Annotated in this window: 23 protein-coding genes; 17 read left to right on the plus strand and 6 right to left on the minus strand. The window is 63.6% G+C overall.

Annotated features, from left to right (window positions below; all coding sequences use genetic code 11):
• Positions 1-53: 53 nt before the first annotated feature.
• Complete coding sequence (locus AB8717_RS12745; protein ID WP_443747706.1) at positions 54-1,268, minus strand: N-acetylmuramoyl-L-alanine amidase family protein; 1,215 nt, start codon at positions 1,266-1,268, stop codon at positions 54-56.
• A 927-nt stretch (positions 1,269-2,195) separates the two neighbouring features.
• Here AB8717_RS12745 and AB8717_RS12750 point away from each other — a divergent pair.
• The 12 genes from AB8717_RS12750 to AB8717_RS12805 all read left to right on the plus strand — a co-directional run bounded on the left by AB8717_RS12750 (position 2,196) and on the right by AB8717_RS12805 (position 14,030).
• Entirely contained in the window at positions 2,196-4,892 is a 2,697-nt protein-coding gene (locus AB8717_RS12750; RefSeq protein ID WP_443747707.1) for an Rne/Rng family ribonuclease, read from the plus strand.
• A 218-nt stretch (positions 4,893-5,110) separates the two neighbouring features.
• Entirely contained in the window at positions 5,111-6,526 is a 1,416-nt protein-coding gene (locus tag AB8717_RS12755) for a M48 family metalloprotease (protein ID WP_443747708.1), read from the plus strand.
• A gap of 21 nt (positions 6,527-6,547) precedes the next feature.
• Complete coding sequence (locus AB8717_RS12760; protein WP_443747709.1) at positions 6,548-7,318, plus strand: DsbA family protein; 771 nt, start codon at positions 6,548-6,550, stop codon at positions 7,316-7,318.
• 115 nt (positions 7,319-7,433) lie between these two features.
• Positions 7,434-9,692 carry an alpha/beta hydrolase family protein gene (locus tag AB8717_RS12765; protein ID WP_443747710.1) on the plus strand — a complete coding sequence of 753 codons (2,259 nt, stop codon included), beginning with the start codon at positions 7,434-7,436 and terminating at the stop codon, positions 9,690-9,692.
• A gap of 273 nt (positions 9,693-9,965) precedes the next feature.
• Positions 9,966-10,331: a hypothetical protein gene (locus AB8717_RS12770; protein WP_443747711.1), complete on the plus strand. Its 366-nt coding sequence runs from the start codon at positions 9,966-9,968 to the stop codon at positions 10,329-10,331.
• A gap of 108 nt (positions 10,332-10,439) precedes the next feature.
• Positions 10,440-10,865, plus strand: coding sequence for a hypothetical protein (locus AB8717_RS12775; RefSeq protein WP_443747712.1), 426 nt, complete (start codon positions 10,440-10,442; stop codon positions 10,863-10,865).
• Between the two features lie 246 nt (positions 10,866-11,111).
• On the plus strand, positions 11,112-11,597 hold the full coding sequence (locus AB8717_RS12780) for a hypothetical protein (protein ID WP_443747713.1): 486 nt from the start codon (positions 11,112-11,114) through the stop codon (positions 11,595-11,597).
• A complete protein-coding gene (locus AB8717_RS12785; RefSeq protein ID WP_443747714.1) occupies positions 11,594-12,058 on the plus strand; it encodes a hypothetical protein in 465 nt (154 codons plus the stop codon). Before AB8717_RS12780 ends, AB8717_RS12785 begins: the two co-directional genes overlap by 4 nt.
• A 1-nt stretch (position 12,059) precedes the next feature.
• Positions 12,060-12,548 carry a hypothetical protein gene (locus AB8717_RS12790; protein WP_443747715.1) on the plus strand — a complete coding sequence of 163 codons (489 nt, stop codon included), beginning with the start codon at positions 12,060-12,062 and terminating at the stop codon, positions 12,546-12,548.
• 6 nt (positions 12,549-12,554) lie between these two features.
• Complete coding sequence (locus tag AB8717_RS12795) at positions 12,555-13,025, plus strand: hypothetical protein (RefSeq protein WP_443747716.1); 471 nt, start codon at positions 12,555-12,557, stop codon at positions 13,023-13,025.
• 23 nt (positions 13,026-13,048) lie between these two features.
• Positions 13,049-13,519: a hypothetical protein gene (locus tag AB8717_RS12800; protein WP_443747717.1), complete on the plus strand. Its 471-nt coding sequence runs from the start codon at positions 13,049-13,051 to the stop codon at positions 13,517-13,519.
• 25 nt (positions 13,520-13,544) lie between these two features.
• Positions 13,545-14,030, plus strand: a complete 486-nt coding sequence (locus tag AB8717_RS12805) for a hypothetical protein (protein WP_443747718.1) — start codon at positions 13,545-13,547, stop codon at positions 14,028-14,030.
• On the opposite strand, the gene AB8717_RS12810 is transcribed toward AB8717_RS12805, so the two are convergent.
• The gene (locus AB8717_RS12810) at positions 13,991-14,791 is read right to left on the minus strand and encodes a thiazole synthase (protein ID WP_443750887.1); all 801 of its coding nucleotides are present in this window, start codon (positions 14,789-14,791) and stop codon (positions 13,991-13,993) included. The two genes, AB8717_RS12805 and AB8717_RS12810, sit on opposite strands and share 40 nt — an antisense overlap.
• 58 nt (positions 14,792-14,849) lie before the next feature.
• Complete coding sequence (gene thiS / locus AB8717_RS12815; RefSeq protein ID WP_443747719.1) at positions 14,850-15,050, minus strand: sulfur carrier protein ThiS; 201 nt, start codon at positions 15,048-15,050, stop codon at positions 14,850-14,852.
• Positions 15,051-15,158: 108 nt separating this feature from the next.
• Here thiS and aroQ point away from each other — a divergent pair, with 108 nt between their 5' ends.
• The 3 genes from aroQ to accC are packed head-to-tail and all read left to right on the plus strand — an operon-like array spanning position 15,159 to position 17,514.
• Positions 15,159-15,602 (plus strand): type II 3-dehydroquinate dehydratase, encoded by a 444-nt coding sequence (gene aroQ / locus AB8717_RS12820; protein ID WP_443750888.1) that lies wholly within the window; start codon positions 15,159-15,161, stop codon positions 15,600-15,602.
• A 43-nt stretch (positions 15,603-15,645) separates the two neighbouring features.
• Positions 15,646-16,146, plus strand: coding sequence for an acetyl-CoA carboxylase biotin carboxyl carrier protein (gene accB / locus AB8717_RS12825; RefSeq protein ID WP_443747720.1), 501 nt, complete (start codon positions 15,646-15,648; stop codon positions 16,144-16,146).
• A 9-nt stretch (positions 16,147-16,155) separates the two neighbouring features.
• The gene (gene accC / locus AB8717_RS12830) at positions 16,156-17,514 is read left to right on the plus strand and encodes an acetyl-CoA carboxylase biotin carboxylase subunit (RefSeq protein WP_443747721.1); all 1,359 of its coding nucleotides are present in this window, start codon (positions 16,156-16,158) and stop codon (positions 17,512-17,514) included.
• 181 nt (positions 17,515-17,695) lie between these two features.
• On the opposite strand, the gene AB8717_RS12835 is transcribed toward accC, so the two are convergent.
• Positions 17,696-18,346, minus strand: a complete 651-nt coding sequence (locus AB8717_RS12835) for a glutathione S-transferase family protein (RefSeq protein WP_443747722.1) — start codon at positions 18,344-18,346, stop codon at positions 17,696-17,698.
• A gap of 108 nt (positions 18,347-18,454) precedes the next feature.
• Between AB8717_RS12835 and AB8717_RS12840 the strand changes: the two genes are divergently transcribed.
• Together AB8717_RS12840 and aat are read left to right on the plus strand one after the other, a co-directional pair.
• Positions 18,455-19,039, plus strand: coding sequence for a TetR/AcrR family transcriptional regulator (locus tag AB8717_RS12840; protein WP_443747723.1), 585 nt, complete (start codon positions 18,455-18,457; stop codon positions 19,037-19,039).
• 111 nt (positions 19,040-19,150) lie between these two features.
• Positions 19,151-19,741: a leucyl/phenylalanyl-tRNA--protein transferase gene (aat, locus tag AB8717_RS12845; RefSeq protein WP_443750889.1), complete on the plus strand. Its 591-nt coding sequence runs from the start codon at positions 19,151-19,153 to the stop codon at positions 19,739-19,741.
• Here aat and AB8717_RS12850 read toward each other — a convergent pair.
• Both AB8717_RS12850 and AB8717_RS12855 read right to left on the minus strand, forming a co-directional pair.
• Entirely contained in the window at positions 19,738-20,541 is an 804-nt protein-coding gene (locus AB8717_RS12850) for a DUF2155 domain-containing protein (protein WP_443747724.1), read from the minus strand. The two genes, aat and AB8717_RS12850, sit on opposite strands and share 4 nt — an antisense overlap.
• A gap of 25 nt (positions 20,542-20,566) precedes the next feature.
• Positions 20,567-20,971, minus strand: a complete 405-nt coding sequence (locus tag AB8717_RS12855) for an NADH:ubiquinone oxidoreductase subunit NDUFA12 (protein WP_443747725.1) — start codon at positions 20,969-20,971, stop codon at positions 20,567-20,569.
• Positions 20,972-21,027 lie beyond the last annotated feature (56 nt).

Consider the following 21,027-nt stretch of genomic DNA (forward strand, 5'->3'; position numbering starts at 1 on the left):
CGGCCCCTGTGTTTCCACAGAAGCCGTTTGATTTCATAAGATTGTTGCGTGTCTTAGCGAAAGCCGACCAGCGAGGCGTAGCGCACGTCGTTCTCGAAATACTGGTCGATCGCCTTGGCCACCTGCCCCATCATGACCTGGCGATGGTGCCCGTCATTGAGCATGTCTTCATCGTGGGCGTTGGTGATATAGCCCATTTCCAGCAACACGGCCGGCACGTCTGGCGCCAGCAGGACGACGAATCCGGCCTGGCGCAGATTGCTCTTCAGTAGCGGCGTCGAGTCGCCGATATGGTCCATGACCAGCTGGGCGAAGGTCGCCGAGCGGTTCTTGGTGGCGCGCTGCGTCAGGTCGATCAGGATGCGGTTGACGATCTGGTCGGACGAAGAGCTTTCGGCCAGGGACCAGTCGCCCTTGGTCAGCGCCTTGCGCGCGGCGCGCTCGGTGCCCGAATCGGAAAGCGTATAGATGGACGCGCCCGTGGTTTCGCTGCTGGTGCCGGAATCGGAGTGCAGCGAAATGAACAGGTCGGCATTGGCAGAGCGGGCGATGCGGACACGGGCAGCCAGGTCGACGAAGCTGTCGGTGTCGCGCGTCATGATGACCTTGTAGCGGCCGGTCTTTTCCAGCGCGTCGCGCAACGCCTTGGCGGCCGCGAGATTCGCGTCCTTTTCCCAGGAATAGCTGCCCTTGGCGCCGGGATCCTTGCCGCCGTGGCCGGCATCGATGACGATGATCTTCTTGGCCGACCTGGCCGGCGCCTGGGCCAGGATGGCGTCGACCTGCTGGGTCGGCGTCGTGACGACCGGCGTCGGCGCCGGCGCGGCGTCAGTCTGTACATCGTTCGGCACCACGTCGATGACATAGCGATAGGTGCTGATGCCGTCGGCCGGCGGCAGCAGGAAGCGGCGATAGATGCGCGCGCCCGTCTTGTAGGTGAGCTTGAGCTTGACGGCGCCCAGCTGGCTTTCCAGCTTCCAGTCGGCAATGGCACCCTGCCCGGGGCCGCCCATCGACTGGTCGAGCTGCACGTCGGGCAGCGTGATGACGGTCTTCTTCGCATCGTCGGCATCGCTGCTGAGCTGCGCCGCGACGCTTTTGTCCAGTTCGATGACGATACGGGTGGTCGACCCGCTGCCGCCCAGACGCACCTTCACCACATCGCCGGACGGCGCCTTGGCGAAGGCCGGCGCGGCACAAGCGAGGGTGATGCCGCACACGGCGGAAATCAGGGTTTTGAACGAATGACGGATCGTCCGGTCAGGCATAAGTCAGTCCACGCACCACTGTCGTTTTTGTTGTCTTGCGGCAGGCGCACGCCGCGCCGCTTGGGGCCATCATGCCCTAACGGCGTAGAAATACGATTAAGAGCTATGGTTTACCCGAATCTAACAAATGTGGTTGCCAAACCGTTAAGGCGGCGCACTAAATGCGCAACTTAACGAAGTTTTTCGGGATTGGCCGAAGGCCCCGCGTTCCCAAGATCCGGCAGCCGCATCAGATCTTGGACATCCGCATACTCCGGATCGATACGCTTATCCCTGAAATAAACGATCGATAAAAAGCGGTCAAATATCGCCGGGACCTATTTACTTTAAATTTTCCGTGATCGGCTATCCTTGCCGCGTCCGCTGCAAAGTCAGCGCCTGCAAGGGCCTGCGCGCCGCGGACAGCGATACGGCACAACATAATTTCATTGACGCCAGTGGAATAGTTGCGCCATGTTGCAAATCGGTACCGCCCGCATCTTCGTCCGGCAAAAGCGCTGACTGGCGCATGGACCTTGAAGCACTGGCGGACCTTGTGAAGACGGCAGGGCGGCCTTATCTCGTACCCGTCGTCCGGCATGATGGCCGCGACATGGCATCATGCGGGATACGGAGCGCATTTTGCCGCTGTTGCCATCGTCACGACCCTATACGGGGACGCGCAATCCGAACTGGTCGTCAATGTCCAGGCGGATCAATTGCCCGCCCCACCCCGCGCGGCCGTCACCGGTCCTGCGCGATCTGAGTTGGAACACGTAATCATGGGCTGCGCCTCACCCGTCCGTTCCGGACCCCTTGCGATACCGAGCGTCGTTACCGACGCCGCGGTCGCCAGCGCGCGCCTCACTAACCCATATGAGCGCCACACCTTCCGCCGCGGGCTTCGTACCCGCAGGCCCGCTGTGCCGCGCTCCGGAGATACTTTTAATGGCAAAAACCATGTTAATCGATGCGACGCACACGGAAGAGACCCGTGTCGTCGTGATCAACGGCCAACAAAACGGCCAGGCCAAGGTTGAAGAATTTGATTTTGAATCGCTAAGCCGGAAACAACTGCGCGGGAACATCTATCTCGCAAAAGTCACCCGGGTGGAGCCCTCGCTCCAGGCGGCCTTCGTCGAATATGGCGGCAATCGCCACGGCTTCCTTGCGTTCAACGAAATCCATCCCGACTACTACCAGATCCCGGTCGCCGACCGCGAGAAGCTGATGGCCGAACTGGCCCAGCAGGCCGCGCACAATAACGGCCACGACGACGACGGTTCAGACGACGAGCACGAGGATGACGGCGACGATCTTCCCGACGAAGAACGCCGCCTGCGCCAGCACCTGATCCGCCGCTACAAGATCCAGGAAGTCATCAAGCGCCGCCAGATCCTGCTGGTCCAGGTCGTCAAGGAAGAGCGCGGCAACAAGGGCGCGGCCCTGACCACCTACCTGTCCCTGGCCGGCCGCTACTGCGTGCTGATGCCGAACACGGCGCGTGGCGGCGGAATTTCGCGTAAAATCACCAATGCGGCCGACCGCAAGCGCCTGAAGTCGATGGTGCAGAGCCTCGACGTGCCGCACGGCATGGGCCTGATCGTCCGCACCGCCGGCGCCAAGCGCACCAAGCAGGAAATCAAGCGCGACTACGACTACCTGCTGCGTGTCTGGGAAAACATCCGCGAAACGACCCTGCGTTCCAACGCGCCGGCCCTCATCTATGAGGAAGAGGACCTGGTCAAGCGCGCCATCCGCGACCTGTTCGACAAGGATTTCGACGGCGTGCTGGTCGAAGGCGAAGACGGCTACAGGTCCGCCAAGGACTTCATGCGCATGATCATGCCGTCCCAGGCCAAGAAGATCCAGCTCTACAAGGCGAACTCGCCCCTGTTCGCGCGCTTCGGCGTCGAGGACATGATCTCGAAGATCTATTCGCCTGTCGTGTCGCTGAAATCGGGCGGCTACCTGGTCATCAACCAGACCGAAGCCCTGGTCGCCATCGACGTCAACTCGGGCAAGTCGACCAAGGAACGCAATATCGAGGCGACGGCCCTCAAGACCAATATGGAAGCCGCCGAGGAAGCGGCACGCCAGATGCGCCTGCGGGATCTCGCCGGCCTGGTCGTCATCGACTTCATCGACATGGATGAACCGAAGAACAACCGGTCCGTCGAAAAGAAGCTCAAGGACGCGCTGGCCGAAGACCGCGCCCGCATCCAGATGGGCAAGATTTCGGGCTTCGGCCTGATGGAAATCAGCCGCCAGCGCCGCCGCACCGGCTTCCTGGAAGGCACGACTGTCCCCTGCCCGCACTGCGAAGGCCAGGGCCGCATCCGCTCGGTGGATTCGGCCGCCCTGTCGGCCATGCGCCGGATCGACACCGAAGCCATGCAGAACGGCGCCGGCGCCGTTACCGTCAAGCTGCCGATGGACGTCGCCCTCTATATCCTCAACGAAAAGCAGGGCCACCTGGCCAAGCTGCGCACCGAATGGGGCCTGAAGGTCAATATCGAGATCGATACCGACCTTGGCCACACCGACCTGCAGGTCGTGCGCACCGTCAATGCCGACGAGGTCGAGTTCACGCCGCCGGTCCGTCCCGAACCCGTCTTCGACTTCGGCCCGGACATCGCCGATGAGGACGAGGCCGACGAGGACGAGGACGCCATCGAGCGCGAGGACACGGACGACGACGAGGCTTCGGCGCGCTCGGAACAGTCCGAGGATCGCGACGATCGCCGGGGCGGCCGTGGCCGCCGCCGCCGCCGCCGTGGCGGACGCGACCGCGAACGCCCGGAAGCCGATGCCGAACAGGCCCAGGCCGCCGGCGACGACGAAGGTGAAGGCGACGAAGGCGATGACGACGACGACGGTCAGCGCAATGGCCGTGGCCGCCGCCGCCGTGGCCGTCGTGGCGGCCGCCGCACCGGTTTCGACAGCCGTCCGCGCGAGCCCTATGCCTGGGTGCGCGCCCGCACGCCGTCGCTGGAAGCGCCCTATGTCTGGATCGATCCGTTCGAGGAGCAGCAGCGCCGCTTCGTCGACGGCGGCCGTCCGGCCCGCGCCGAGACCTCGGTCGCAGCCCTTGAATCCGCGCCCGCCGTGTTCGATCCGTCGCAGGCCGTCGAAGGCGCCGCCGCCCTCGCCGCGGCAAAGGTGACCGCCGCCGACGCTGCCCTTGGCGCGGCCTCGACCCAGCCGACCTCGCTGGTGCCCGACGACCTGCGCGACCAGCCGGCGCCCAAGCGCCCGCGTCCGCAGCGCAAGCGCCGCAACGCCGTCAGCGAAGTCGAAGAGACCTCGCCTGCCGCGGAAGTTACCGCGCCCATGCCGCAGACCGCGGATGTCGACGCCGACCCAGCGGTGGCTGAAGCGCCTGAAACCGAACTGCCGCCGGTCGAAGTGACGCCCGCTCCCAAGAAGCGCGCCACGCGCTCGCGCAAGAAGGCCGACACCGCGCCGCTGGCCGCCGCCATCGAACCGGAAAAGACCGAGTTCGAGACGCTGCAGCCCGTGATCGTCGCCCCGGAACCGGTGCTGAGCGTCGCAAAGACGCTGGAGCCGATCGTCGCCGAGCCCGATCCCAACGAGATCGTCGCCCCGCCCGAAAAGCCGAAAAAGGGCTGGTGGCGCCGCTAGCGTGCAATCCGGCAAGGTGGACACCACTTTGCGGATAAATTGCACGACCGCGCAAAGACTGAACAAAAGGCGTCTGCTCCGGCAGACGCCTTTTTTCTGGCCTTAGATTTGTCATCCTTGCTTTCTAAACCTCGTTCGGGCGGCCGCCGTAAACCGCGCTGATAAATCGGTTTTCCGTTCCGGCGGCATGCTGTAGGGTCTGGTTCATGGGTCATCCGATGTCCGTCACGTTTTCACCCGGCCTGCGCCGCGCCGCGGCATCGCTGCTGTGCCTGCTGGCCGTGGCGTCCGCCGCGCCCGTGGCAACCCCGGCCCATGCCCAGGACGATCCCGCCCAGAGCGTTATTCGCGATACCGAGGTCGAACAGTATCTCAAGGACCAGACCCGCCCGGTGCTCAACGCCGCCGGCCTTGATCCCGACAAGGTGCACTACCTGCTGATCGCCAGTGAGGACCTCAACGCCTTTTCGACCTTCCACCTGGTCATCGGCCTCAATACAGGCCTGATCATGGAGGCCGACACGCCCAACCAGCTGTTCGGCGTCATCGCCCACGAAACGGGCCACCTGTCCGGCGGCCACATGATGCGCACCGACGAAGTCGAACGCGCCGCGCGCGTGCCCATGGTCGTGGCGCTGGGTCTCGGTATCGTGGCCATGGCGGCGCGCGCGCCGGACGCCGGCGCGGTGCTGATGGGCAGCTCGACCACCTTCGGCACGCTCAACGCCCTGCACTACATGCAGACCGAGGAATCGGCCGCCGACGTCGCCGGGGCCAAGGCCATGGAAAAGGCCGGCATGTCGGGCAAGGGCCTGGTCGACTTCTTCTACAAGTTCCGCAACGTCGAAACCTTCAGCCACGCCGAGCGCTACGAATTCTTCCGCACCCACCCGCTGTCGCGCGACCGGATTTCGGCGCTCAACGACTTCGTGCGCAAGCAGCCGCACTACGGCGTCACCGACAGCCCCGAAAGCATGGCGAAGTTCGCCGTCATCAAGGCCAAGCTGGCGGGCTTCATGGACGATCCGATCAAGACCTTCAACCTCTACCCCGAAAGCGACACCTCCTACCCCGCCCGCTATGCCCGCGTCATCGCGACCTACAAGCAGGGCAACTGGGACAAGGCGCTGGCGCAGCTCGACGGCCTGCTGAAGGAACAGCCCGACAATCCCTACCTGTGGGAGCTGAAGGGCCAGATCTATTTCGAAACGGCGCGCCCGGCCCTGGCCAAGCCCGCCCATGAACGCTCGGTCGCGCTCATGCCGACGGCGGCGCTGCTGCAGCTCAATCTCGGCCAGACCCTGATCGCGCTCGGCGACAAGGACAGCCTCAACGAGGCCGTCCAGCACCTGCAGGAATCGGTCAAGTACGAGGAAGACGACTCGTTTGCCTGGTCGCAACTGGCCCAGGCCTACGACGCCCTGAAACAGCCGGGGCTGGCACGCCTGGCGACCGCCGAGGCGCAGTTCTACGACGGCGACTACATGTCGGCGCGCAGCTCGGCCGTCTGGTCGCAAAAATACCTGACCGCCAACTCGCCGGAATACCGGCGCGCCCGCGACATCGTCATGGCGACCTCGTCCGAACTAGGCATCGCCCCGGTCGACGGCGAAACGCGGCGCAAGCACAACTAACCCCTACCCGAAAGCCTTATTGTGTCCGACACCGAAACGCCTGCCCAAAAGCCCGAAAAATCCGCCCCCCTGTTCAGCCAGGCCAATATCACCACCGGCCTGGCGGTGCTGGCGGTTATTCTGGCGGCCGCGCCTTACGTCGTGCCGCAGGTCCAGACCCAGCTGGTGCGCAACGGCCTGATGGCGAAGCCCGCCGTGCTCGAGGACGCCATGCAGAAGCTGTCGGCCGATCGCGAGGCCGAGGCCAACCAGTCGACTCAGGCGGCGATCGCCGCACACCACGACTCGATCTTCAACGACAAGGGCGATCCGACGCTCGGCACCGGCCCGATCAAGGTCGTCGAATTCCTCGACTACAATTGCGCCTACTGCCGGCGCGGCGAGCCGGTCATCAAGGCCTTCCTGGCGGAGAACCCGGACGTCACCCTGGTGGTCAAGGAATATCCGGTCGTCCATCCGCCGGAATCGATCGTCCTGGCCAAGTATGCCTTGGCGGCCTACCAGAACGGCAAATACGCCGATATCCACGACGTGTTGCTGACCGATGACCAGAACCTGTCGGATCTCAAGGCGATCTCGGCCAGGGCCGGGCTGGACCTCGCCAAGGTCAGCGCCGACGCGGGCTCGCCGGCCACGGCCGAGCAGATCAAGAAGACCGTGACGCTGGGAACCAATCTCGGCATTTCCGGCACGCCGACCTTCATCGTCGGCGATACCGTCGTGGCGGGGGCCGATCCCGAGAAGCTGCGCGCCGCCGTGGACGCTGAGCGCAAGCGCCTTAAGAAGGGCTGACGCCGCTCAACCCCTCCAAAAAATACCGCCCCATTGAATGGCCGCGAGGTTTGCGATAGCGTTACCATGACGAGCCCGCGGCCATGCAGCCGCCAGCCATCATGGGGAGACCATCATGCGCACCCTGCGACAGGCCTTGCTGGCCGTAACCGCCACTGCCGCCCTCGTATCGGCCGCCCAGGTCCATGCCGAAGCGGTCGTCGTCCACGGCCTCAAGCGCACGCGGCCGGTAGATGTGCCGCCCCCGCTCGAACTCTATGCCAAGATGCCGCATATCGAGCAGATCGCCCTGTCGCCGGACGGGTCCCGCGTGGCCTTCACGACGCGCGAAGACGACCTGCGCATGCTGGCCTATTACCGCTTTTCCGATCGCTCCCGGGGCGCGATCAAGCTGACCGACGGCGATGTGACGGCGCTGGCCTGGGCTGACAACGACCACGTTCTGGCATCGGATTCGCGCATCGCCACGCGCGGTACCTGCGAAGCGGCCGGCCCCCGCACCACGGGCCGCACGGACGCGCGCAGCGCCGTCCAGTCCGTCATCGACACCGCCGCGGCCTCCGGCAAGACTCCGCCCGGAAGTCCCGAGGCCGCTGCCGAACAGGCCGCCGCATTGAGCGCGCTCGATGCCATCCAGTCTCCGCAGTGCGCCTTCTTCGGCATCCGCGGCGAGAACGTCATCACCTCGGTCAATGTCGTCACCGGCACCGGCATGTCGGTCGGCGCCCATATCGGCGACGCGCGCAGCGTGTCCCTGGGTATTCCCACACGGCTTTCGTCCGACGGCCCCACGCAGCTGATGGGGCCGTTCATCGAGCTGCGCAGCCAGTCGGTCGGCAACCAGCCGGCGCAGCGCGTCTATCTGTGGAAGGTCGATCCGGAAACGGGTTCCGGCCGCCTGGTCGACGACGGCGGCGGCGACCTGGACCGCGAAAACCACTATGTCGACGACTGGCTGTTCAACCGCGATGGATCCCTGGTGGCGCGCACCGTCTACGATTTCCGCGACAGCGTCTATCATGTCGAGATGAAGAGCGGCGGGAAGTGGAAATCCGTCCTGAGCCGTGAGATCGTCGCCAACGACCACACCTTCGCGCCGTCCCTGATCGGCGTGACCGAGGACGGCCAGGCGATCGTCATCCTGGACAGCGAAACGCATGGCAGGGATGCGAAGGGCGCCGAACGCCGCTTCCACTATTATCGCCTTGACGCCTCCGGAACCCTGTCGGACAAGCTGGAAGCCGGCGACGCCAGCCAGGATCGCCCCGTCTTCGATCCGCGCTCGGGACGGCTGGCGGGCTTCGCCCACGACGCCGAGGAGCCGCAGTACACCATCAGCGATCCGGACCTCGCCGCCATCTATCGCAAGGCCGGAATTTCCGCGCCGGGCCAGACGGTCGACATCGTGTCGATAACGGACGACCTGCAAAAGGCGCTGATCCGCACCACCGGCGGCGAAGACACCGGCTCGTTCTTCCTGCTCGATTTCGCGAGCGGCAAGGGCACGGCGATCGGCGAGGATTTCCCGCAGGTCCCGACCGACTGGATCGCCGTACAGGAACCCATGACCTACAAGGCGGCGGACGGCCTCGAGATCAACGCCATCGTGACCCTGCCGCCGAAGCCGGCCGCCAAGACCCTGCCCCTGATCGTTCTTCCGCATGACGGGCCGCAGGACCACGACAGCTTCGGTTTCGGCTGGCTGGCCGAGGCCCTGGCGTCACGGGGCTACCTTGTGCTCCAGGCCAATTACCGCGGTTCGGACGGACACGGCGCGGCCTTCGTCGCCGCCGGTTACGGGCAATGGGGCGGCAAGATGCTGTCGGACCTCAAGGACGGCGTCGACGAACTGGTCCGCCAGGGCCTGGCCGATCCCAACCGGGTCTGCGTGATCGGCATCGGCTACGGCGGCTATGCGGCGCTGAGCGCGGCGGAAACGGGCGATGTCCGCTGCGCCGGGGCGATCGGCGGCATTTCCGATGTCGGCAAGTATGTCGCCTGGCGCAACACCATGGCGCCCGTACCCGATCCGGACGCGTTTGCCGGCCTGTCCCCACACCCGCAGTGGCCGCGCGCCTTCCGCGCCGATCCGGCGTCTCCGCGCAGCCTCAACCTCTTCGTGGGCGCGGGCGCGCCGTCGATCTCGGCCGCCGCCGTGAAGGCCCCTGTCCTGCTGATCCACCAGTCCGGCGACAGCGTGGTTCCCGCGGAGCAAAGCCGCACCTTGCATGATGCCCTCACCGCCGCCGGAAAGCGGGTCGATTATGTCGAACTCAAGAGCGGCGGCCATGCGCCCGACACCCAGGCCACACGGCTGGCGACATTGCAGGCCGTCATGAACTTCCTGGCGGTCAATAATCCGGCGAGCAACTAATACCAGCGAATAGCCGTTGGTATTCGTTTGTTTTTTTTCAGCTCAAACACCGCAGGGCTCCTCGCACGCGCCCGGGCGGGCCGCCGCCCCTGCCAACAGCGATCTTGTCAATCGCCGTTGAAGTGTTTACCGCTTGATCACACGTCTTAAAAATTCGTGCTTAACGGCAATTTAAGCGTGTATTTTTACGGATCGCTCGCCTCCTTGCCATAGCGTGGTCCTTGCGGACCAGCGTTTTCCGGCCGCTCCCCGAGTAGAGCCACAGGAATACCCATGCGCAAAGAGAGAACCCTCAACGTCGCCAAGGCCCTGACCGTGCAGTTGCACGCCACCGAAGAAGCCATCGACACCGCGCTCAGCGAGGCGGCACATCTCATCGAGGCCTATGTCACGTCACGGCGCGCCATTCATATGTCGGCGACCGTGCCCGGCCAGGTCCATGAAAACACGTTGAAGGCCATGATGGCGCTCAATACGGCGCAGCAATACATGACCGCGGCCCACGAGGGTCTGGACACGATCCAGAAGCAACTGGGTATCGAAGCCATAGTCGATCCGTACTACACCAAGCCTGACAAGGGCGGCGGCCAGGGTAGCGGAGTGACAAATTCCGAGAGACAGCTTCCACAGTCAGCCTGATCGAAAACCCCGGCCCCGGCCGGGGTTTTTGTTTAGGGACTTGCCTAAACCGCGTCCGGTCTGGTTTAACGGGGCTGGCGTTATCCGCCGGCTGGGGGCAAACCGGACATGTTTCAATCAGTCGTAGCCAAGGCAGGGGCGGTGGCCGTCGTGCTCGTCTGCACGTACGCCCTGATCGCCGGCTCGTGGCGCGAGCGTTTCGCCGGATTCATCTACCTCACCAGCTATCTGATCGTCCTCGGTTTCCAGGTTTCGTCGCCCCTGTACATGCTGACGGCCGACGCACTCTGTATTCCGGCCTTCTTCATCGCCAACTGGAAGTCGCGCCATCCCTGGCCACGATGGGCGCTTGCCGGCCAAATCTTCAGCGTGTCGTTCGATATTGCCGCACTGTTCGTAAACCAGATCAACCGCTGGACGTTCAGCGCAGTCGAATCCGCCGTCGGCTGGGGCGTCCTGCTGGCCATTCTGATCGGCACCATTGCTTACCGCGGCGAACGCCGGACGATGAAGGCCGAGCGGCAGGCCTCATAGAACAGCCGGAACCATGGAAGCGAGCTTTCTGCGGGCACACGTAACCCAGTTCGGCGCCTGCGCGGTTTCGACCATCTGCCTGTACGACGCATCAAGCTTGAAAAAGCAGCCTCTCCGGGCAGGTTTGACACTAAATAAGACGGCGATGCCGCTGTTGACGAAAGATAAGCCGGCCGCCGCACTCTTCGCTTGCACCGCCTGCCCTTTCCCTGCTTTGATCGATGAGAAATTGGAAACAGCCGGGAAATGCTGCATTCGATCGTAACGCAAAGCGGGGCATGCGCCGTGCTGGCCGCGTGCCTGTATGCCCTTGTCGCCGGTTCATGGCGTGAGCGCCTGTGCGGCGGCATGTATCTTATCGGTTATATTGCGCAAGTCTGCTTCATGGCCGTGGCCGACCGCCCGGCCGTGGACATGTTCATCGTCGATATCCTGTGCCTGCCGCCCTTTCTGATCGCAAGCCGGCAATCGCCCCATCCCTGGCTCTGGCTGGCCGTCGTCGGACAGGCGGCAAGCCTCGTCGCCGATCTCACGGCACTAGGGTTCACCGGCCTCAGTCGCTGGACCTATCTGACAATAGAAATAGTCGCCAGCTACAGCGTCCTGCTGGCCCTGACGGGGGCAACCGTCTCGGCCCAACTCCGGCGGCGCCGGGAAAAGGCGGCCGCCGGCCTCGCGTCAGACCCGATCGAAGCCAAGACCATGCAGGCGCCAAAGGGGAGACGATCTTGATCGACGACATTGTCCGGTTCCTGATGCATCGCTTCTGGGCCGAGGTCGGCGAAATCGCCGTGTTTCTGGTTTGCGGCTACGCCCTCATTGCAGGGACCTGGCGGGAACGCTTCGGCGGCGCTATCTATCTCGTGGCCTATGTAATCCCCTGGGTCTTCGCGGCAATATCGATCCGCAGCGTCGGCCTGTATTTTCTGGCCGCGGACGTTCTGCTTCTGCCCGGTTTCTTCACCATCAACCGGAATTCGCCGCAGCCCTGGACCCGATGGGCGCTCGGCAGCCAGGTGCTGAGCGTCGCCCTGGATATTGCCCGGCTGATCTATGACAGCGGCCGATTTGATCCCTTCTACATCATCGTGCAGGCCATCCTCGGATATGTCGTGCTGATTGCGCTGCTGACCGGCACCATTGCCGCACACAGGCTCAACCACCGGAAAAATGTAACGACAGGCGGCACCTGACGTGTTCCACGAGATCATCACCGTCCTGATGCAGCCGTTCTGGATTCCGCTCACGCGGGTGGCCGTATTTGCCGTATGCGGTTATGCCATTCTTTCCGGAAGCTGGCGCGAGCGCTTCGGAGGCCTGACGTACATGGCCTCCTTTGTTCTTCCGTGGTTGTTCTGGCTCGCCTATTCCAGCCGTATCGCGGTCGTGCTGATGCTCATCGCGGATGTTCTGTGTCTTCCGGGCTTCCTGATCATCAACCACAAATCACCGCATGCCTGGACACGGTGGGCCCTGCTGTTTCAGGGACTCAGCATCGTCGGGGATATGGCCGACATGCTGATATACGGTGACAGGCGTCCTCCGGTGTACATTCTGTGGGAAGGCATACTCAGCTATGCCGTCCTGGCCGCGCTACTGGCGGGCACGATATCCGCGCAGGCCGGCCGGCGCAGGGAACGAAAGGCCTCCGTGGACAGTACGGCGGCAGAGTCGGAAGGGTGACCGCGAATGCTACACGACATTACGAGCTTTCTGATGCAGCCCTTTTGGCCGAGTCTCAACCAAGTCGTAACCTTCGTCGTCTGCAGCTATGCAATCCTGGCCGGGCCTTGGCGTGAGCGCTTCCTGGGCTCCGTCTATCTGGCCGCTTACCTTGCAACCGCCGCACTGGCGTTTGCCTCGAGCTGGCATTCCGTGTCGCTGACATTCCTCGCGGACATGCTTTGCCTGCCTGGGTTTCTATGGGCCGACCATAAATCGCCACGGGCCTGGACGCGATGGGCACTGGTTTGCCAGGGCCTCAGCATCGCGGCCGACATAGTGGTCCTGGTCGGTGGACGAGCATATTTCACCGCCTGCATCATAGCGCTGGGTATTTTCAGTTACGGCATCTTGACCGCACTGCTGACCGGTACGATCTCGGCCCAGGTCCGTAAACACCGCGAACGGACGGAAGATCAAGCGTCAGCGCGGAACTGACGATGGCGGAAGGGGGGGCACGCATGTTTCACGAAATCTATATCTTCCTGCTGCAGCCATTCTGGCCGACCGTAAATCAGGCTGCAACCCTCATCGTGTGCAGCTACGCCATCCTTGTCGGATCGTGGCGCGAGCGCTTCGTGGCCTTCGCCTACCTCGTCGCCTATCTCGCCGTGATAGGTTTCGAACTCGTCATGCGCGGGTATGCTACCCCACTTTCATTCCTCGCGGATGTCCTGTGCCTGCCAGCCTTTCTTTGGGCCAATCATAAATCGCTGTATATCTGGACACGGTGGGCGCTTGCTTTTCAGGGCCTCAGTCTCGTGGCCGACATAATCCCACTGCTTGGTGGCCCAGGCTATTTTGCGGCCTGCGTTATCGCACTCGGTGTCCTCAGTTATGGCGTACTGGCCGCACTGCTGACCGGTACGATCTCGGCCCAGGTCCGTAAGCACCGCGAACGGACGGAAGATCAAGCGTCAGCGCGGAACTGACGATAGCAGAAAGGGGGGGACACGCATGTTTCACGAAATCTATATCTTCCTGCTGCAGCCATTCTGGCCGACCATAAACAAGGTCGCGACCGTCCTCATATGCAGTTATGCGATCCTTGCCGGATCCTGGCGCGAGCGCACCGTCGGCTCCGTCTATCTGATTGCGTACCTGTTTTTGGAGTCTTTCGCGGTCGTCTCGCACCGGCTCCCGATATTTCTGGCTTTCCTGGCGGACGTCCTGTGCCTTCCCGGCTTTCTGACAGCGAACCGGACATCGCCCTATCCCTGGACGCGGTGGGCGTTGGCCTGCCAACTCCTCAGCGTCGTCGTCGACATCCTCAACCTGTTGGACGCAAAATATTCTCCACCCTGCCTGATTGCGCTGGGTGTCCTCAGCTATGGCGTCCTGGCCTCTATACTAGCCGGCACGATCTCGGCCCACGCACGCAAACGCCGGGAGCGCCGGTCCGGTCAGATCAACCCGGCCAGCGGCGAGGACGGATCGGCATAGAGCTTGCGCGGCATGCGCCCGGCCAGATAGGCTTGACGGCCGGCAATGACGGCGTGCTTCATCGCCACGGCCATGCGCACCGGCTCCCTGGCCTCGGCGATCGCCGTGTTCATCAGCACCGCGTCGCAGCCCAGCTCCATCGCTTCGGCCGCTTCCGACGCCGTGCCGACGCCGGCGTCGACCAGGACGGGCACCTTGGCGTTCTCGATGATGATGCGCAGGGTCACCGGGTTCTGGATGCCCAGGCCCGAGCCGATCGGCGCGGCCAGCGGCATGATGGCGGCAGCCCCCGCCTCTTCCAGCTTGCGCGCATAGACGGGATCGTCCGAGCAGTAGACCATGACCTGAAAGCCGTCCTTGACCAGCAATTTCAGCGACCGCAGCGTTTCTTCCATGTCGGGATACAGCGTCTTGGGGTCGGACAGGACCTCGAGCTTGACCAGGTCCCAGCCGCCGGCCTCGCGCGCCAGGCGCAGGGTGCGCACCGCGTCTTCACCGGTAAAGCAGCCGGCGGTGTTGGGCAGGTAGGTGAAGCGATCCGGACGGACGAAGTCCATCAGCATGGGCTGGTTGGGATCGGTCAGGTTGACGCGGCGCACGGCGACCGTGACGATCTCGGCGCCCGAGGCCTCGGCGGCGGCGGCGTTCTGGGCATAGTCCTTGTACTTGCCCGTGCCGACGATGAGGCGCGACGAAAAGGTCCGCCCCGCCACCGTCCAGGTGTCCGCGCCGAGCGTGTCTGTCGAAATGTCGCTTGCCATCGTGTCAGCCATAAGTGTCGTCCTTAAATTCCAAAGTTTTCGCGCCGTCGTCGAGGTATCAACCGCCGCCGACGAAGTGCACGATCTCAAAGCGGTCGCCGTCGTCCAACGCCGTCGCCAGGTACTGCGAACGCGGCACGATCTCCAGGTTGCGTTCGACCGCCACCTTGCGGCCGTCCAGCCCGATCTCGTCGATCAGCGCCGTCACCGTGGTGGCTGCGACCTCACGATCCTCGCCGTTCAGCACGATTTTTACCATTTGCGAACCAATTTCTTCCCAAAGACCGGCATTGCTGCACGCTGCCGCTTGTGACCGGGCGCTTGCATTGATACAAGAGCCGTCCCTTAAACGACGTTCGTGAGCTTCATGCCGAAAGCCATATATGTCCTCAATGGCCCCAACCTCAACCTCCTTGGGGTGCGGGAACCTGAAATTTATGGCTATACGACGCTCGCCGACATCGAGGCGAACTGCGCGAAGCGGCTGGAAGGCACCGGGCACGCCCTGGTCTTCCGTCAGAGCAATCACGAGGGCGAGCTGATCGACTGGATTCACGAGGCACGCGAACACGGTTGCGCGCTGATCATCAATCCGGCTGGCTATGGCCACACCTCGGTGGCTCTGCTTGACGCGCTGAAAGCGTTGAGCATCCCGGTCATCGAATGCCACCTGTCCAATCCTCAGACCCGCGAGGCCTTCCGTCATCACTCTTATGTGTCACTGGCGGCCAAGGGCATTATTGCAGGATTTGGCGCAACTGGCTATGAACTGGCGATTCAGGCCGCCCTGTCACTGACCGACAACGCTTAAAATCAAAGTCTTTTCGGGAAAAGACGACTTACAAGGTTATTACATGACGACTTCCAAATCTCCGGCTGAGCCGATCGATCCGAAGCTGGTGCGCAAGCTCGCCGACATCCTCAAGGAAACCGAGCTGACGGAAATCGAGGTAGAGCAAGGCGATCTGAAGATTCGCGTCGCCCGCCAGCTGACCGCTGCACCGGCCGTCGCCTATACCGCCGCCCCTGTCGCGGCGGCACCGGTCGCCGCCGCGCCGGCCGCTGTCGCAGCGCCGGCTGCCGAAGCCGCGCCGACGACCGATTCGGCCGCCAAGAGCCGCAAGGACGCGATCAAGTCGCCCATGGTCGGCACCTGCTATCTGTCGCCCCAGCCGGGCGCCGCCCCCTTCATCAAGGTCGGCGACCGCGTCAAGCAGGGCCAGACCCTGCTGATCATCGAGGCCATGAAGACCATGAACCCGATCCCGTCGCCGCGCGAAGGCGTGGTCGCCGAGATTCTCGTCAACGACGCCCAGCCGGTCGAGTTCGGCGAAGCGCTGGTCGTGTTCGAGTAAGCCCGTCCGATGGTAAAGACCTTCGACAAGATCCTGATCGCCAACCGCGGCGAGATCGCCCTGCGCGTCATCCGCGCCGCCAAGGAAATGGGCATCGCCACCGTCGCGGTCCATTCCGAAGCCGACGCTTCGGCCATGCACGTGCACCTGGCCGATGAAAGCGTCTGCATCGGGCCGGCGCCGGCGTCCAAGTCCTATCTCAACATCCCCTCGATCATCGCGGCGGCCGAAATCACCGGCGCCCAGGCGATCCATCCGGGTTACGGCTTCCTGTCGGAAAACGCCCGCTTCGCCGAAATCGTCGGTGCGCACGGCCTGACCTTCATCGGTCCCAAGCCCGAGCATATCCGCATCATGGGCGACAAGATCACGGCCAAGCAGACCGCCAAGGATTCGGGCATTCCGGTCGTTCCGGGCTCGGACGGCGGTGTCGCCACGGTCGAGGAAGCCATGGCGGCGGCCGAAACCATCGGCTTCCCCGTGCTGATCAAGGCTGCCTCCGGCGGCGGCGGACGCGGCATGAAGGTGGCCAAGGACCGCGATGCCCTGGCTGAAGCCGTCATGTCGGCGCAGTCCGAAGCGGCCGCGGCCTTCGGTGACGGCACCGTCTATATGGAGCGCTATCTCCAGAAGCCGCGCCACATCGAAATCCAGGTCATCGCCGATGCTCACGGCAATGTCTGCCACCTCGGCGAACGCGACTGCTCGCTGCAGCGCCGCCACCAGAAGGTGCTGGAAGAAGCCCCCTCGCCCGTCATCGACAAGGCGGCGCGCGACAAGATCGGCATGATCGTCGTCGATGCCATCAAGAAGATCGGCTATCTCGGCGTCGGCACGATCGAGTTCCTCTATGAGGACGGCGAGTTCTTCTTCATCGAGATGAACACCCGCCTTCAGGTCGAACACCCGGTCACCGAATACGTCACCGATATCGACCTGGTGCGCGAACAGATCCGTATCGCCGAAGGCTATCCGCTGTCGTTCAAGCAGTCGGATATCGACATCAAGACCCACGCGATCGAAGTCCGCATCAACGCCGAAAACGCGCGTACCTTCGTGCCGTCGCCCGGCACGGTCACTGACTTCCATGCCCCTGGCGGCCTGGGCGTGCGCCTGGATTCGGCGATCTACAACGGCTATTCCATCCCGCCCTATTACGACAGCCTGGTCGGCAAGCTGATCGTGCACGGCCGCGACCGCCCCGAAGCCCTGGCCCGCCTCAAGCGCGCGCTCGGTGAAACCGTGGTCACCGGCATCGACACGACGATTCCGCTGTTCCTCGACCTGCTCAACGAGAAGGACATCCAGTCGGGTGACTACAACATCCACTGGCTGGAAAACTGGATCAAGTCGCAGGAAGCGCACTAAGCGCGTCCCCACCGTTTGACAAATCTAAAAAGCCTTGCCGCGTGCAAGGCTTTTTTATTGTCCCTACGGGCCCGCAAAGACGTACCGAAAGGAAGACCATATCCGCAACGCGGTACCGACAGATGTGGAAAGCACCGCACACGCAGCCGTGCACGGCACTTTTCACCGTAAGAAATTTCGGTCAGGCTTCGACCGCGGCGCGCTTGAGGAACGCGTCCTCCTGCTCCGGCCACGGGGCCGCCCACGCCGGGAGGTCCATCAGCCCATCCAACCAGCGCACGATATTGGGATAGGCTTCGAGCGGCATTTCCGCCGTCCGCCAATAGGTCGCCTGCGACGCCAGCTGGAAATCGGCAATGGTCAGCCGGTCGAGCGCAACATGGCTTTTGCCTTGCAACCAGCCATCGAGCACGGCGGCGTGCTTGCGCAAAGGCGCCTCGGCCCCGACCAGGGCGTCGCGGTCGGGTTCGCCGATGCCGAAGGTCGGCTTGACGACGTGCTCGAAATAATACGGCCCCGTGGCGCGGTTCCAGTGCTGGTCGGCCCAGGACAACCAGCGCAGAACCTGCACCTGCCCGGCCGGGTCGTTCGCCGGCCACATGTCCGAGCCCACCTTGGTGCACAGATAGGCATTGATCGCCGACGATTCCCAAAGCACGAAGTCGCCGTCGACCAGGGTCGGCGCGGTCATGTTGGGATTGAGCGCACCATAGTCCGGCGTCTTCAGGCGGCTGATCGGCGTCATCTCGATCAGTTCGGCTTCGATGCCGAGATGCTTGACCAGCGCCATGACGCGGCGCGGGGCCTGGGCCTTGATCCAATAAATTTTCATGGGTTCGTCTCCTGCAATCGGGTTTGCGCGCACACCATGAAGCCGATCTATTTATGTTCAAGAACATAATAAGGAGACTGCTATAGTGCCCGCGCAAGGAGACGGGACATGCCCTATACCGCCGAACACAAGGCCCATACACGCGACCGCATCGTGTCCGCCGCGCGCCGCCTGTTCAACCAGGGTGGCTTTTCACAGGTAACCATCGAGCAGATCATGACCGAAGCCGAACTGACGCGCGGCGGCTTCTATCACCACTTCGGCAGCAAGGAGCAGTTGTTCACCGAGGTCGTCGCCAACTACATCACCTGCAACCCGCTGGCGGTCGAGGCACGCAGGGGCGGTCCGGAATTCGGCAATGCGCATTTTGTGGCGCGACGACTGATCGACCTCTATCTCAGCGACGACGTGTTCGACGATGTCGCCCAGCACTGCCCGCTTTACGCCCTGCCCTCGGACGCCCGCGCGCTGGGGGAAGCCTCACGCGAAGCCTATACCGACCTTCTTCGCGGCATGACGCAGGTCTTTCAACTGGCGCTGAAGGGTCGTGAGGACGGCGACAGCCGCGCCCAGGCCATCATCGCCATGTGCGTCGGCGGTATGGTGCTGTCGCGGACGACACACGATGTAAGTCTACGCACATCACTGAGGGCGTCGGCCCATGCCCAAGCCGTGCGGATGCTTGAAGAATAGGCTTGTGCAAACGGGGCCAGGCGCTATTCAGAAGGCGCTGCTCCGGAAATCCAAGTGCCAGACTTTACGCTCGACGACCTGATTACCTGTTATCGCAACGGCGTCTTTCCGATGTCCGATGCGCGCGACGACGAGTACCTGTTCCTGGTCGATCCGCCGATGCGCGGCGTCCTGCCGCTGGAGGATTTCCACGTTTCGTCGCGCCTGGCGCGCACGGTCCGTCGCGACGACTATGCCGTCCGCGTCGACACCAGTTTCCGGCAGGTCATCGAACTGTGCGCCGAAGCGGCGTCCGACCGGCCGACGACCTGGATATCGCATTCCATCCAGGCGCTTTACCAGGCCCTGTTCGCCCGCGGCCTGGCCCACAGCGTCGAGGTATGGCGCGAGGACCGTCTGATCGGCGGGCTCTACGGCGTCTCGATCGGCGGCGCATTCTTCGGTGAAAGCATGGTGTCGCGCGAGACCGATGCCTCGAAGATCGCCCTGGTCCACCTGGTGGCGCGGCTGAAGGTGGGCGGCTATCATCTGCTCGACTGCCAGTTCCAGACCGAGCACCTGAAGCAGTTCGGCGTCATCGAAATGCCGAAGGCGCGCTATCTCGACCTCCTGGCCGACGCCGTCGACCTCAAGGCGGACTTCTACGCCCTGTCCCGCAAGACGTCGGGCCACGAAGCTTTGAAAGCGATTGCCGAACGTTAGGACGACGTGCCCGGCAGCGGCTTGCGGCAGCCGATCACCCAGGCGTCGTAGATCGGGTGTTGCAACGGGTTCAAGCCCGGCGACGAGGCGTAGGTCCAGCCGTGGAAGATTTCCTTGGACTTGGTCAGCGTGCCGTTGCTGGCCGTAACCGAGCTGGTGCGCACCTGCATCCAGGCCATGGTATCGGACATGGCTTCGTCGTCGGCGGCAGTTTCGCACGCCTTGACCAGGTAGATCAGGCCCTTGTAGCGCACGGGCTGGCCTATCGGCGCCTCGAAGCGGACGCTTTCCGACGAGATCTTGTCGAGCGCCTCGATAATGGCCACGGCGTAACGCGGACGCTTCTTCGGCACGTAGGGCGTTTGCGACGAGCTTGACGACGCAGCCGCCTGCTGGGTCGCGGCCACCGCGGCTTCCGAAGACCGCGCCGCCGATGACGACGAAGCGGCGGCACTGCTGCGCGCCGAGGCCGAGGATGGCGAGAACGGGTGCAGCTCGGTTTCTGGCTGCGGCGCCGGCGTCACGTAGTCCGGCGTGTCGGACGCCTGCTGCTGCGGCTTCGGCGTCTTGACCGTGTCGGCCGCGGCCTTGGCCTTCTTCTTGTTGTCGGCGGCGTACGGCTTGTACTCGACGCCATCGACATAATAGGGCTGGCGGTCGTAGTCGGCGTTGTCGACATAGTGCGGCACCTTGCCGCCTCCGTCGTCATGGCGCGAAGGCGGCGGCACCTGGGCCACGGCCGGCACGATCAGGCACAGGGCCAGGCCCGCTGCGGCAAGGCCGGCGGGACGAAGGCGCATATTATGCCGGAACGGTTTCATGGTGTTACGGGTTCCAGGCCTCGTAGTCGCCGGTCGAAGGCTGGCGCTGCGACGAATCGGTGTTGTTCAGCGAGCCCTGAGGATAGGTGGCGAACGGCGTGCCCGACATGTTGGGCATGTGCGGCTTTTCCCAGGCCTTCTTCGGCAGGGGCTCCTGCGACGGCGGGGTGTCGTAGATATAGTGCATCCAGCCGTGCCAGTCGGGCGGAATCTTCGACGCGTCGGCATAGCCCTTGTACTGCACCCAACGGCGCTTGCGGCCCTTGTCATAGGCGTTCTTGGCGGTACGGTCTTCGTAATAGCGGTTGCCGAACTCGTCGGTCCCGACCTGGCGGCCACGCGTCCAGGTCGTCCAGATCGTACCGATCGTGCCGCTACCGGCCCACCAGGTGAATAAATTTGCCAGCAAGGTCTCAAATCCCAAACTACACGGCGGGCCGACGCCCGCCCGGATATCGCGGCGAC

The organism is Asticcacaulis solisilvae, assembly GCF_052327315.1.
GTDB lineage: Bacteria > Pseudomonadota > Alphaproteobacteria > Caulobacterales > Caulobacteraceae > Asticcacaulis > Asticcacaulis solisilvae_B.